Annotated in this window: 10 protein-coding genes and 1 riboswitch; of the genes, 6 read left to right on the forward strand and 4 right to left on the reverse strand. The window is 48.5% G+C overall.

Annotation, left to right across the window (positions count from 1 at the left end):
• The first annotated feature begins 51 nt into the window (after positions 1–51).
• Complete coding sequence (locus AC5YB1_RS05845; RefSeq protein WP_494521096.1) at positions 52–945, forward strand: LysR family transcriptional regulator; 894 nt, start codon at positions 52–54, stop codon at positions 943–945.
• Between the two features lie 147 nt (positions 946–1092).
• On the opposite strand, the gene AC5YB1_RS05850 is transcribed toward AC5YB1_RS05845, so the two are convergent.
• The 3 genes from AC5YB1_RS05850 to AC5YB1_RS05860 are packed head-to-tail and all read right to left on the reverse strand — an operon-like array spanning position 1093 to position 3796.
• On the reverse strand, positions 1093–1662 hold the full coding sequence (locus tag AC5YB1_RS05850) for a LutC/YkgG family protein (RefSeq protein WP_494521097.1): 570 nt from the start codon (positions 1660–1662) through the stop codon (positions 1093–1095).
• Between the two features lies 1 nt (position 1663).
• A complete protein-coding gene (locus AC5YB1_RS05855; RefSeq protein WP_475514640.1) occupies positions 1664–3043 on the reverse strand; it encodes a lactate utilization protein B in 1380 nt (459 codons plus the stop codon).
• A 9-nt stretch (positions 3044–3052) separates the two neighbouring features.
• Entirely contained in the window at positions 3053–3796 is a 744-nt protein-coding gene (locus AC5YB1_RS05860; RefSeq protein ID WP_475514639.1) for a (Fe-S)-binding protein, read from the reverse strand.
• Positions 3797–4247: 451 nt separating this feature from the next.
• On the opposite strand from AC5YB1_RS05860, the gene AC5YB1_RS05865 reads away from it, so the two are divergent.
• Both AC5YB1_RS05865 and AC5YB1_RS05870 read left to right on the forward strand, forming a co-directional pair.
• Positions 4248–6485, forward strand: coding sequence for an acyl-CoA dehydrogenase (locus tag AC5YB1_RS05865; RefSeq protein ID WP_494521098.1), 2238 nt, complete (start codon positions 4248–4250; stop codon positions 6483–6485).
• 106 nt (positions 6486–6591) lie between these two features.
• A complete protein-coding gene (locus AC5YB1_RS05870; protein WP_494521099.1) occupies positions 6592–7371 on the forward strand; it encodes a CLCA_X family protein in 780 nt (259 codons plus the stop codon).
• Positions 7372–7380: 9 nt separating this feature from the next.
• Here the strand turns inward: AC5YB1_RS05870 and AC5YB1_RS05875 are convergent, their stop codons facing one another.
• Positions 7381–9549, reverse strand: coding sequence for a cation:dicarboxylate symporter family transporter (locus AC5YB1_RS05875; protein ID WP_494521100.1), 2169 nt, complete (start codon positions 9547–9549; stop codon positions 7381–7383).
• A gap of 352 nt (positions 9550–9901) precedes the next feature.
• Positions 9902–10118: riboswitch (cobalamin riboswitch) on the forward strand.
• A 100-nt stretch (positions 10119–10218) separates the two neighbouring features.
• Here AC5YB1_RS05875 and AC5YB1_RS05880 point away from each other — a divergent pair.
• From AC5YB1_RS05880 to AC5YB1_RS05890, 3 genes are all read left to right on the forward strand, one after another.
• The gene (locus AC5YB1_RS05880; RefSeq protein WP_494521101.1) at positions 10219–12192 is read left to right on the forward strand and encodes a TonB-dependent receptor; all 1974 of its coding nucleotides are present in this window, start codon (positions 10219–10221) and stop codon (positions 12190–12192) included.
• A gap of 216 nt (positions 12193–12408) precedes the next feature.
• Positions 12409–13020, forward strand: a complete 612-nt coding sequence (locus AC5YB1_RS05885) for a GDSL-type esterase/lipase family protein (RefSeq protein ID WP_494521102.1) — start codon at positions 12409–12411, stop codon at positions 13018–13020.
• A 255-nt stretch (positions 13021–13275) separates the two neighbouring features.
• Positions 13276–14004, forward strand: coding sequence for an HDOD domain-containing protein (locus tag AC5YB1_RS05890; RefSeq protein WP_494521103.1), 729 nt, complete (start codon positions 13276–13278; stop codon positions 14002–14004).
• The last annotated feature ends 73 nt before the right edge of the window (positions 14005–14077 follow it).

A 14077-nucleotide genomic window follows, 5' to 3' on the forward strand; every position in this document is an offset into this window, starting at 1 on the left:
TTTGCTATAATGCGCGACACATTTTGATGTTATTGCGTAAGGTTGGCCTCGATGGCGCGTTGTGTTGGTTCAGAGCTGCAACTTATTCATCTGTTTGTGCATTTAGTCAATGCAGGCGGTTTTTCTCAGGTGGCTAAAGAGTTAGATATGCCAGTGTCGACGGTCAGCCGTAAACTGACCAAGTTAGAGACCTTGCTCGATACTCAGCTTATTATGCGCAGTACGCGTAAATTGCGCTTAACTGAAGAGGGAAGCGCATTATTTGCTCGCTACCAAAACGTGGTGGCCCAGTTTGATAGCTGCGCCGAAGCGCGCCTAGATAAACCCGAGGGCACCTTGCGTATAGCGGCCCCGGTGTCCATCGTGTCGATGATCTTTATCGAGGTGATTAATGCGTTTTCCAAGGCCTATCCCGATATTCAACTGCACATTACCCAAGATAACGGCAGCATAGATTTGATTGATGAAGGGGTCGATGTCGCCATCGTTGGCGGCGCGCAGCCGGACTCTTCTTGGGTATCGAAATCGCTTGGGGTGCTCGATTATGGTTTGTTTGCCTCAAGCGGTTATTTGAACCAAGCCCCTAGAATCACTCATCCGGTGCAATTGCCTGTGCATCGCTTGATAAAAGTGTGGCCGCTGTTTAACTGGTCACTTAAACATATCGAGGGAGAGGATTTTTACTATGAAGGCCCGGCTAAGTTGACCCTTGGCGATCTGCATGGGGCGGTTAAGGCTGCTGTGGATGATGGCGGCATCTTGTATGGTCCATCGCTATTTGTGAAACCCGAATTAGCTAGCGGAGCGTTGCAGCGGGTGTTGCCCGACTGGCGTGGCGAGCAGCGGCGTATTTCCCTGCTGTATCATCAACGTAGTCAGCAACCATTAAAGGTCAAACTGTTTATTGAATTTATGCAAGATAAGGCCAGCAAGCTGTTTGATTAAACGGCTAGTTGATTAAATGGATAGTTGATTAAAGTGCGAGTAAATAAAAAACTGCCACCGACAAGGCGTCGATGGCAGCTGGCTCGAAGGTCAATTGCTGACCCGATAATTGTTAATTCAAGCCCAGAGGCGCATCGCGCCGCGGTCTTAAACTAGATAGACATTCAAACTGCATGCCCCATGTGCACCCACCACTAAGGCTTGTTCAATATCGGCGGTTTTCGATGGACCCGCGATAAACACGCCAAACTCACCCGTATCTAACCCAATCTTTTTGATGGCTTGGTGCATATTGGCAACCACTTTATCGGCTTCGACCACCAAAAACAGGTTTTCGCAGATAAAGGGGGTCACGCGATGGCCTAGGTTTTGGTTATTAACCCAAATGGCGCCATTTTCGGCGACGGCCAGATCGCCCGGGATCACCGCATAATCGATATCTTTAAGTTCGTGGGCAGTATCAGGGACGGCGCGATTGCCTTTGATCCCCTCAACCGTAGAGATCACCTGTAAGCCTTGAGCTATCAGCTCATCCACTTTAGCCTGTAAGCCTTCGAGCCCTTCGCGGCGGTGTAGTGTGCCCGCTACAGTGGCAAGATTGGTTTCAAACTGGCCAATAACGTCGTCAATACGGGGGCTCACATCGATATTCGGCATCGCTTGTGGCTCAACCGCAACGGTTTTGAGCGCCTGCAGGATAGATTGTTTGCTTGACATATTACTGACCTCTATTTTTGTTAAACCAGGCTTCGAAACTGGAGTTTGGCGCGACCGGTAATTCGCGGTATTTACCCCATGCCCCTGAGAAAGGCTTTAATAGGGCACCAGGTAAGATCCGCAGTGCGGTGCGAGCAACGCTCATCGAACAGTTGAGCATGGTTTCGCTGGCCATAAAGTTACCTACCAGTGGCATGTAGCTGCTCTTGCCGTAAGGCAGTTGCTTCGCTTGCGCTTTGAGGCGACGATGGTGGTGAATAATCTTATCCAGTGGCACCTTAGTGGGGCACACATACGTACAGCTGCCACACAAGGTACACGCCCAAGGCATAGAGTTGGTGGCGTCATGTTGTGAGCCGACGGCAATACCAATAGGGCCGGGAATGGTGTAGTTATAGCTAAAGCCACCCGAGCGACGATACACTGGACAGGTATTTAAGCAGCCACCACAACGGATACATTTTAGTGCTTCGGCTAAAATTTTATCCTGCAGCATCTTGGTGCGACCGTTGTCGACGATGATCACGTGCATCTCACCGTCAGTCTGTGGCCCACGGTAGAATGAGCTGTAGGTGGTGACAGGTTGGCCGGTGGCATTGCGTGCTAAGGTGCGTAGTAGCACGGCGGCGCTGTCGAGATCGGGAACCACCTTATCGATACCCATAGAGTGCAGCTGCAACTTCGGCAGGTTAGCGCCCATATCGGCGTTACCTTCGTTAGTGCACACCACCACAGCGCCTTTATCGGCAATGGCCATGTTCACCCCTGTCATGGCCGCATCGGCCGACAGGAATTGTTCACGCAGGTGAGCGCGAGCCGCACGGGTTAAATAGAGCGGGTCTGATGCGCCAGCATCGGTGCCGAGTTTGTCATGAAATAGATCGCCCACTTCCTCTTTCTTAAGGTGGATAGCAGGTACCACAATGTGTGACGGTGGTTGTTTGGCAAGCTGAATAATGCGCTCGCCTAAGTCGGTGTCGATCACCTCAATGCCATGGCTTTCAAGGTAGGGGTTTAAGTGACACTCTTCGGTGAGCATCGACTTTGATTTGACTAGTTTTTTGACCTGCTTTTCGGCCAAAATCTTATGCACTATCTGATTGTGTTCCACACCATCTTTAGCCCAGTGCACCTGAATGCCATTGGCTTGGCAGTTTTTTTCAAACTCTTCTAGGTATTGGCCTAAATGGGTAAGGGTGTGCAACTTAAGCTCAGACCCTAACTGACGCAGTTGTTCCCATTCGGGTAGGCTACCGGCGGCGCGATCGCGCTTTTCTCTCAGTGTCCATAACGCTTTAGAGTGCCAATCGACGCGAGGTTCATCTTGGCAAAATATTTCGGCTTTTTTCGCATGCGAGGCGGTAGTATGACTCGTAGACATAATGTACTCCTAAAGCGCGGCGTTAATAACTTGGGCGATATGTAAGGTTTCGATTGGCAGCTGTTGGCGCCTGATCATGCCATCTAGATGTAACAAGCATGAGGGATCGAATCCTACTGCGTATTTAGCCCCCGTTTCAGCGTGTGCTTGCGCCTTATCTTTGCCCATCTTGGCTGATACCGCGCCTTCATCGACGGCAAACGTACCACCAAAGCCGCAGCATTCGTCGTGACGGCCTGGGTAGACGATTTCAATATTAGGGATGTCCTTAAGTACCGCTTCCACTTTGTTCATGCGTGGCCCCATCTGTTCACTTGGAGTGGCTAAGTCGAGCATACGTATGCCGTGGCAGCTCAGTTGTAGGCTGATCTTGTGGTTAAACGGCTTGTTAAAGGCACCGATAGGCGCTACATCGTGAAGAAACTCAGTCAATTCATACAGTTTGTTGATCACAGCTTGGGCTTCTGGGCTGCTGTCAAATTCGTGGAAATTTTCTTTTGCGGCCACTAAGCAGGAAGCGGCGGGGCAGACGATGGCATCGCACTCGACGCCTTTAAAGGCGTTAAGCAGTTTGAGGGTGGTTTTTTTAGCCTCGTCAAAGCAACCCGAGTTAGTCATTGGTTGGCCGCAGCAGGTTTGCCCTTTAGGTAAGATCACCTGATGACCTAGTTTTTCCAATAGTTCAACGGTGGCGATACCAACGTGGGGCATCATTTGATTAACCAGACAGGGTATAAACAGTGCTATCTTCATGAAGCGCTCTCTTATTCAGTGACTGCATGGGAACCTATGTACTGGCAAGGAGATGCTCGAGTTGCCGTTACACAAGCAATGAATCTTTCCCATCTTGCAGGAATTGTTCGTGCCGATAATTTAAGCGTATATCCTTACAATAAGTAGTGCTAATTTAGTAAATATAAAACGGCATTTTTTCATAAATGAAACAGTCTATGTTCGACTGTTTTTATTGGTAAAATTTCTATGTGCTAGGTCAATAAATGGTGTTTTCAAACGACAATATAAAACGACTGTTTAAATTTTTTTATTTAAGCGTACAGCTGTAACTTTTTGAAAAGGCATATATTTAATCGTCGTCGTCGCTTGTAACTGTTAAATAAAGGCTTTTTTTGTTCTCAGAATGTTTGATCTCCTTCAAATTTTGTGACGTAATGCACACAAATTAAATGGTCGGATGAGTCTGAAGATGAGTATAAGAACAAAATTTAAAAAAGTACTGCCGAGTATTTCTACTACAGAACAAGAGGCGCTCGATGCGGGGGATGTGTGGCTAGAAGGGTCTATCTACCAAGGTGTGCCAGATTTCGACGCCCTGCGCGCTGTACCTGCGGTCAGCCTGTCTGCCGATGAGCAAGCGTTTCTCGATGGCCCTGTGCAGCAGTTGATCGAAATGGTCGATGATTTCGCGCTGCAAAATAGCACTCACCTGCCAGATAATATTCTTAACTTTTTAAAAGAGAATAAGTTTTTCTCTCTAATCATTCCTAAGGCCTATGGCGGGCTGGAATTTAGTCCTTATGCTAATTCGACCATTGTGGCCACCATTGCCGCTAAAAGCTCTGCGGTTGCGGTTACCGTGATGGTGCCTAACTCATTAGGCCCTGGCGAATTATTAATGCATTACGGCACCGATGCGCAGCGCGATTACTGGTTGCCACGCCTTGCTAATGGTCAAGAGATCCCCTGTTTTGCCTTAACGAGCCCTGAAGCGGGATCGGATGCGGGCGGGATCCCGGACGTCGGTACTGTCACTATGGGCGAGTACCAAGGCGAGCAAGTCTTAGGCTTGTCGGTTACTTGGGATAAACGCTACATCACCCTGGCACCTATCGCCTCGGTATTAGGCTTGGCGTTTAAGGTGCATGATCCCCAAGGGTTACTCGGCGGTAAAGAGATGCTCGGGATCTCTTGTGCGCTTATTCCTAAGTCGCATCCGGGCGTGCAGCTGGGTAATCGTCATGATCCTATGGGATGCCGTTTTTATAACGGCACGACTCGCGGCGAGAACGTATTTATTCCGATGGAATTTATCATAGGTGGCCAACAAAATATCGGCCGTGGTTGGCAGATGCTAGTGGCGTGTTTGGGCGCTGGGCGTGGTATTTCATTACCCGCACTTGGGGTGTCAGTCAGTCAGGCGGCATTTAAGTCGTCGGCTGAATACGCCGCGGTGCGTGAGCAGTTTGGTCTATCCATTGGTCAGTTTGAGGGGATTCAAGAGAAGCTGGCCGATATCGCGGGTAAAACCTATCTGCAAGAGGCGATGCGTGTATTGACCACCGAAGGCCTAGGCCTTGGGCTAAAACCATCGGTTGTTACCGCTATAGCCAAATACCATATGACCGAGATCGGCCGTGATGTATTGAACTCGGCGATGGATATTCAGGCGGGTAAAGCGATTCAGCGTGGCCCACAAAATACCTTAGCGTCAGGTTATGTGGCGCAGCCTATCGCGATTACGGTTGAAGGTGCCAATATTCTTACTCGTAACTTGATGATTTTTGGTCAAGGTGTGATGCGCTGTCATCCCCATTTGCAAAGCATGGTGGAGTCGATTCATAGCGATGCCGCCGATGCCGATAAGACATTTAATCGTATCTTTAGGCAAACGGTGGGTTATAGCGTTAACAATAGCTTGCGCGCCTTCCGCCTTGGTTTGCTGCCTTTTACAGCTAATGCGACATCCGGTTTGGGTGAGGTGATTGAATATGAAAAGTCGGTTCATAAGCTTGCCTCTAAGCTGGCGGTGTATGCCGATTTCTCGTTACTGGTATTGGGTGGCAAGCTCAAGCAGGCTGAGATGTTGTCTGCCCGTTTGGGCGATGTCATGAGCTACCTGTATGCGGCAATGGCTGCTATCCGTTATTACGAGCAGAAGGTGTCTGCCGCGAGCCGCGCTGAGGCCGCGCCGTATTTCCATTACGCGACCCGCTGGGCCTTGTGCAATGCAGAAAAAGCCTTGCTGGATTTCCTCGATAACTTCCCATCGGCGCCGACGCGTCAATTGATGAAACTCATCACAGTGACATACTCACCTAAGATGAGGAAAATCAACGATGATCTCGTGCGCGAGTTGGCTCATCAGGCGCAGTTAAATACTGGCTTTAAGCGTCAATTAACCCATCTAGTTAAACCTGTAGCGGGCGATGGTAACTACATTAACGAGCAGGCTTATTTAGCCAAGATTGCTTGTTTGCCGCTACTGGCTAAGGTGAAAAAGGGCTTGAAACAACGCACCTTTAAAAGCGGCGTGAAGTTTGCCTTAACCTTAGATGCCGCGCTTGATGCCGGTGTTATCACCCCGGGTGAACATAAGCAGCTGCAAGATTATAACCTCAAGCGTGAGCGCGCGATCCGTGTCGATGAGTTTGATTTCAACATGAACCTAGTCGATGACAGAGTCGAGTTGAAATTAGCAAATTAATGGCTTGTTATAACCTGTCATGCCATTAATACCAAGCCGCCACTAGGGCGGCTTTTTACTGGGCGCTATCGCTGTTACAATTTGATTTTTATTTGAAGGATATTAAGTGTTAAGCCGTAAAGCCTATCGAAGGCGAGGGCCCGATTACCGCGGTGGTGAACAGGTCAGCTTTAATGACATTAAAGAGGTCTTTGGCCTTAATCATATTCGCCTTGGCAGTTGGGTTGAGACCGACGAAAAGCATAAGGCGGCCAATTTGATCTTTGATGCCTTTGCCGATCTGGCCTTTATGCTCAAGCTGCCGCCTTGCGCAATGGGGCTGCGCCAAAGCCTTAACTTAGCCTTTGGCACTGGTGGTCAAATGGGCGTTCAAGCCCATTATATGCCAGCTCACCGAGAGTTAGCGCTGGCAAAAAATGCTGGCGCGGGGGCGCTTGCCCATGAGTTTTGGCATGCCTTTGACCATTATATTGCGCCGAAAGCCTATCAGGTGCGCACCGCTGGTATCGCCTTTGCCAGTAGTTGTTGGCTGGCCGATGTCGAGCCGATTAAACATCCGCTAAATCAGCGCTTAGCCCATGTATTTCAAACCTGTTTATTAAGTGCCGATGGCCAAGATAGCCACGACTTTGTGACCCGTGCCGTCGCCTTAGATAAACAGTATCAGCGCTACTATTTTGCTAAGCCAACCGAGTTGATGGCGCGGGCCTTTGAAGCCTGTATTGAGAGCCATCCAGAGGTCGATAACCCCTACTTAGTCGATGAAACCTTAAATTCAGATCTCGCGAACGCCGGTGGCTATCCTGATTTGGTGCACCGCGAGCAGATTTTTCAGCAACTACTTAACTATTTTGAACCTCTAGGCGAAGCATTAGCGCGTCAATAAGGCCGTTAATTACTCCACCCAATGTAAAACATCACGAATGATAGACCAGCGCGGTTTATCTTCTGTGGCGCCTTGGCCTAGCATCCAATAGTTATACAGCCGCTGCTGGTGGCCATCGACTTTGCGTAGCTTCTGCCAGTTATTGACGTAATTGAGTAGTGATTGATTGTCTTGGGCGACCGCATAAGCCACCGGATATTGCACCTTACTTTCGAGCAAGGCAATGCCGTAACCGGGGAAGAATAAGGTCCAAGCTGAACCGGCTTCGGCGCTGATCACTACCGCATCATATTTATCGGACTTCTGCCTAAAAAAGGTTTTATAACCGTCGATTTTAACAAAGGTGAGGTTGGGGTAGTTGGCCTTGGCTTCTTCGATAATGTCACTGTGCTCTACATAGGCGATGGTGGTATTTTGCAGCGTTAAAATCGATTGTTTGCGTTTAAAACTGTTGACCTTATGGTCTTTGGTGGCGATAGCTAAATTTAATTTGAGCACAGGGTCAACATAACTCAGCTGATCCATTTGGTTGATATCCATGGCTAAGCCTGACATGGCAATATCGAAAAATCCCGCCTTGAGTGACTCGGCCAAGTGATCTTTATGAAAAGGAATAAACTCCACTTTTACCCCTAAGTCTTCGGCGAGTTTACTGGCCATTGCGCTATCAAATCCCACTAATTGGGCGGCATTATTATAGTAGCTAAAAGGCACATTGCTGGGGATGTAACCCACCTTTAATACTCCGCGTTGACGGATGGTTTGCACATTGGCGATTGGGGCGCTTGGCGTTTTGCCGAGGACTGGGAACTGTTTTTTAACGATAGTCGGCACTTTATCGGCCACCTGCATATTGGCAATTACGCCGCTGGTGACATCAGGGCTGTGGATCAACATGCCCATACCCACTCGGCTCACCACTAAGGTCAAGGCGACTCCTACGACGACGCCAATACATAATTTCAGCAGTTGTGGTGGGCGCAGTCTTAAACGCCGCTCAAACAGGGATACCGTGAGTAGTGTTAAGGCAAATAGGTACATAACGGCGGCTATAGAGTTAAATTTTCCGGTAATAAAGCCTGACATCACAAACAGTTGAAACAGATCTTGCGGCAGATGCAGTAAGTCCAACATAAAAGGAATAGCGACATAGACGCTACCGAACAAAGAGAGCAGACCGCTAATCGACAATGACGGAAGCTCGCTAATGTCCACCGGAGTGCCGTTAAACCAGCCGGCAAACAGCACAAACAAAATGACCGTCAGTTTACCGATATTGGGAAAGGTAAAGGCGATGGGCACCAAAATTTCAATCAGGGTTTCGGCGTCATCGCTGAGGCTTTCATGTTCGCGCATGATCTGCTTACATTCGTCGACAATCACAGGGATCACGATAAAAATATTGCCGGTCGCGAATGCGGTGACCACGCTCGATTTTGCGATGCGCAGCGCTTGGGCATAGGTCACTGGGGTGAGTGAGGCGATGATCCACGGCAACAGCCAGAAAGTGAGCAGTAAACAAAGCACAAAATAGCTGATGAGATACACCTGCATACTGGCAAATTCATCGACTCCCATCGTGCCCGCCGCCGAGGCCGACATGGCAAAAATCCCTATCGGCAAGACCCGTACCAGCGCCTGAGTGATCTTAGAGAATATCTCGCTACAGGTATGCATAAAGGTGATGATAAGCTGTTTGTTTTCGCCCTCCATGCCAATGAGCGCCAGCCCCATGGCGATACTGAATACCACCATAGCAGGCACATAGCCCGCCGCCATCGACTCAAACGGGTTAGCCGGAATATACAGCTTAAAGTAATCGATAGGAGTCGTGGGCTCGACAATGCTGGTGCTGAAAAAAGAGGCCGTTTCAACAAAAGGAAATGACAGCGGCATGAGGGCCACCAGCACTAAGCCCATAAGCCACAGCAGTAACATGATGACGCCAGCGCGGCTAAAAATTAAACTGGCGGTGGTGCGCTTCAGTTTGCCGATACCGCCAATGAGAGAAACCAAAATAAAGGGCAGCACCGTCATCTGCATTAACAGAATGACGCTGGTGCCAATATTACTGAGCCAGCCGACCGACTCGCCAAAAAACAAGCCCACGCCAAAGCCTATAAACATGGCCACTATCATCTGGGTGGAGCTTTGCATCGCGCGCAGTTTTGTTAGCACAGGTTGATTCCATTTGAGTAGTCGATAACGCCCGGCTAGATGACGACAATGACTGGTGGGTAAATAATCGCTTACTGGTTGTTTATTATAGGGTCTGTAGCAAGGGAGGATAAAGGGTTAACAGTGATTATTGTCAGTATGGTGATTTATTTGTGTTAAAAATTATCATTACTAACGTCAATGGCGAAACGACTTACTGTGTATGCAGATGTGAGCGGTGATTTGTATGACACTGACTTAACATGCTTTGTTAGACTTTTATCCGTTTAGACGTCTATAATGCCCGCGGTCTTGACGGCGATGCCACTTTGTATGGAATAACAGTTGTGCATTGCCGTTATAGGTAACCAAATTCGAGTCAATCTTTTGTGGTGCCCAGTTGCGTCAGTCGCAATGGGATAATCGGGAAGCCTGTGAAAATCTGGCACTGCCCCCGCAACGGTGAAAGGTGAAAGCTGGGTGCGCTTGCTATAACTAAGCGTTAAAAAAACTCAGTCTTGTCGTATCAACCGCAGTTTGGGTTTATACCTATCCTCAGTCCGGAGACCGGCCCTTAAGGTGATTTTGAGATTTCGGCGGGCAGATCTCGAAATGCGACCTCATATCGTCTATCCGGCGGCGTGAAGTCGTGACCTCTTGCCCCGTTTCCCTTTTAGGAGTTAAAGGTAAATGGGTACACAACCTACAGCTATCGCCCTGTTAATTGGCGGTTTATTTAGTTTTTCTGCGTTTTCAGTGACGGCGCAAAATGACCCCTCTGCGCAAATCAATATCGGTGAGACCATTACCGTTATTGGTCGCAATGTCAGTACCCCTCTCAATATTGCCGCTAACGTCAATGTGATTGATGCCGCGGCGATTGAGATGAGTGGCGCAACGAGTTTAACCGAAGTGTTACGCGGTCAAAGTGGTATACAGATTTCTGATTCAAACACCGGAGCCGTATTTGCACTGCGGGGCTTTAGTGCTAGCCAAGCGGCGAGTAATACCTTGATTTTGATTGATGGACGTCGATTGAACAATATTGATATTGCCGCCCCAAGCATCAGCGCTATTGCCCTTAATCAAGTTGAGCGCATCGAGATCATGTCCGGGAGTGCGGGGGTGTTATATGGCGATCAGGCGGTGGGTGGTGTGATTAACATCATCACCAAGGCGCCACAGGGCAGTGGTGGCAGCGTGCAGCTTTCTTGGGGCAGTTTTGATACCTATAAAGGTAACCTTGATGTGTCAGGGGCGATAAACGCTAATTGGCGTTTTTATGGTGCGGCCAGTTATAACCAAGGGGATAACTATCGCGACCATAACGCGAATGAAACCTCATCGTTATTAGGGCGCTTGCAGTATCAAGACGATGCGCAGCACTTTTTTGCCGAAAGCAGTTACTATGACAACCGTCGAGAATTGGCTGGTGCATTAACCCTTGAGCAGATTGAACAAGACCCACGCCAATCAAATGCCAGCGCCCCAGGGGCCTATGACAGTTATCTGCATGAGATGACCACGGCGCTGCGTTCGGGCTACCAGCGTCAACTCAATCAGCAGTGGGAGCTTGGGGCGGATATTAATTATGCCGACACCTTAATCACTGGCCTCAATAGCTGGGGCAGCAACCGCCGTGATACGCGCTCATTACTAGAGTTTAACCCTAAGGCGATTGCTAACTTTACCACTGGCAACGGGCCGTTAACCTTAGTGAGCGGGCTCGATTTAAGCCGTGGTGAGTCGGTGTTTAGTAGTGGCCGTGAAAACGTGCAAAAGCAGATCAGTGCCTATGTGCAAGCCACTGTGCCACTGACTCAAAGTGTCAGTTACATTGTGGGGGGGCGTTATGCCGAGGTGACCGACGATCTGCGCGATCCCAGCGCCTACGCTAACGGCATTGAGTTGGATCAAGATGCCCACGCATTTGAACTTGGGATTAACTATCGTCCTACCAACGCTCAGCGTTTTTACCTGCGCGCCGACGATAATTTCCGCTTTGCCAAGGTTGATGAGCAAGCTTATACCCCGGCCAATGTGAAGGGGCTCAAGCCGCAAACTGGCCGCTCTTATGAAGCGGGGTGGGACTGGACGCTAGCGCAGCAAACACTGCGAGTGAGTGCCTATCGTCTCGAACTAGAAGATGAAATAGTGTTCGACCCTAGCGCCGATACTCCAACTGGTGGCAGTTTCCCTGGTGCTAACGTGAACGCCGATGCATCACGTCGTTATGGCGTCAGTTTAGATTGGGATTGGCAAGTCATGCAGCAGGTGCTGCTGGGGCTTGAATATAACTACATTGATGCCGAATTTACCGATGGCGTTAATGAGGGTAAGTCACTCTCTTGGGTGGCGAAGCATTCGGGTCGTGGCTATATCAGTTACGATATCAGTGAACATGTGCAACTGTTTGTTGAAGGTCTGTATACGGGGGAGCGCTTTATTGAGGGCGACAATGCCAACGTTGATCCTAAGCTAGCGGATTACCTGCTCACCAATGTCGCGCTTAACTATACTCGCGGCGCATGGTTAGCCAGCTTGCGAGTCGATAACCTACTTGATGAAGAGTATGTTAGCGCAGGTTATTACAGTGCATGGGGCAACGGTTATTACTCGGGGACTGGCCGCGCGCTGCGTTTAACCGCGAGCTACCGCTTTTAAGCGGTAATGCGTGCACGCCAAGTGACTTAAAGTAAGATAAAGCCAATCAGGTTTGCTGATTGGCTTTTTTATGGCCGCAATTTTATCGTAAGTGTATGCTAGAGCTAGCATTACTCGTGAGGTTCAGGCTTAACAGCTCCTTAAATTGATTAAGCCAGACTTAATCATTACAGGTTAGTCTTGTGAGTGGCAAAGCGATAAACAAGGAGTTAAAAGATGAAATTAAAATGGCTACTCTTGGGTATCGCCATCGTGTTGCTGGCCTGGCTACTGCCTCAAAAGGGCGAGACGTTAGCAACATTACCGCAGCATGGGCGTATTTTGGCCTTTGGCGACAGCCTCACCCAAGGCGTAGGCGCCAGTGCCGGAGCCGATTATCCCAGTGTTCTGGCTAACTTAACCGGCCTTGAGGTGGTTAATGCGGGAATTTCTGGCGAAACCAGCGGCGAAGGGGCGCAGCGATTTGCACAGGTGTTAGATGCCACTCAACCTCATTTAGTGTTATTGCTGCAAGGCGGCAACGATTTTTTACGTAATATGAGTGAGCATCAAGTTGAGCTAAATTTAGCGCAAATGATTGAGCAAGCCCAGCAGCGTGATATTGCCATTGTTTTAATTGCTGTGCCTCAAAAAGGGATTTGGCTGACACCTGCTAGTCTCTACAAGCGTTTAAGTGAGCAATATGGCTTACTCCTTATTGAAGACAAACTGGCAGAATTACTTAAATCGAGCGAGCTAAAATCTGATGCGATTCATCTCAATAATGCCGGTTATCGTCAGTTGGCTGTGCATCTGCATCAGCGTTTACAACAGGCCGGAGCTATTTAACGGCTTCAGGCATAATATGGCTGGGCGGATGTTGCGCTAAATAAGTGGGATATTTAGATTCACTTTTTACTCGCTGCTGCTATTTTGTTCAGCGAGTTCATCATTTATGACCCAGTTAACAAGCTTAATTGATTTATTTATATTAAAGTTTGAATTTGTGGCAAATCGACTTGACCGCAGCGGGCGTTTTATGGGTAAATCCGACGGTAACAATTGGCGATTTGCCACAACGATTAATCAGGTTAATAATTTCTCATGACAGATCTTGAGCATCAAGTATTCACTCAAGTGCGTGCGATTATCGGCAATGAAGAGCAGGTCATTGGTCGCCGTGGTATTCTTATCCCGTTAAAAAAAGCCATTATTGCCGACGGTGATATTCGTAATGTGATTGATATTGTCTCATCCGATCCTGCACTGGCAGCTCACATGCTGTATCGCAGTAATGCGGCTGCGGCCCCCTGTGTTGCTGCCATTAAAAATCGCTCCCTCAAAGATGCCTTGGTCCGTTTAGGCCAAATTAACATTTATCGTTACGCATTTACTTTCTATCTCAAAGAGCGCCTCGATGAGTTACCTCCGTTGTATAAAAAGTTGGTGACAGGTTACTGGACACTTACCGAAAGCATTGCGGCAGAATCGGTTGATAGCTTACACCAAATGGAAGGGGTGAATATTGACCCTGATGAAGTGCAAACTTTGGCGCTGTTTAGCGTGTTTGGCGAAATTGTCGCCTTAAGCGCCTTTGCTTATTTAAATGCCGAGTCGGAACAGTCTCTACCCCTGTCTATCATTAAATCGATCATTGATAATCATAAACAGACCCTCACCCTCGATGCTTTTGAGTCACTCGATTTAGATGAGGAATTACGTCAAGAGTTTATGATCGCGCACAACTTACGTCAGACACGTAACAGTGACTCACCCGGCCTGATTTTACGCCGAGTATTAGCGATGCGTAATCAGTTGCTTAAGCCACTCTAATCATTCTCAGTTGTAAACCATCAGCTCTAAAAATCTGTTTTTTTTAGTAAAAAATAGGTTTTTAGTGTCTAAA

The organism is Shewanella sp. 433 (assembly GCF_059338565.1).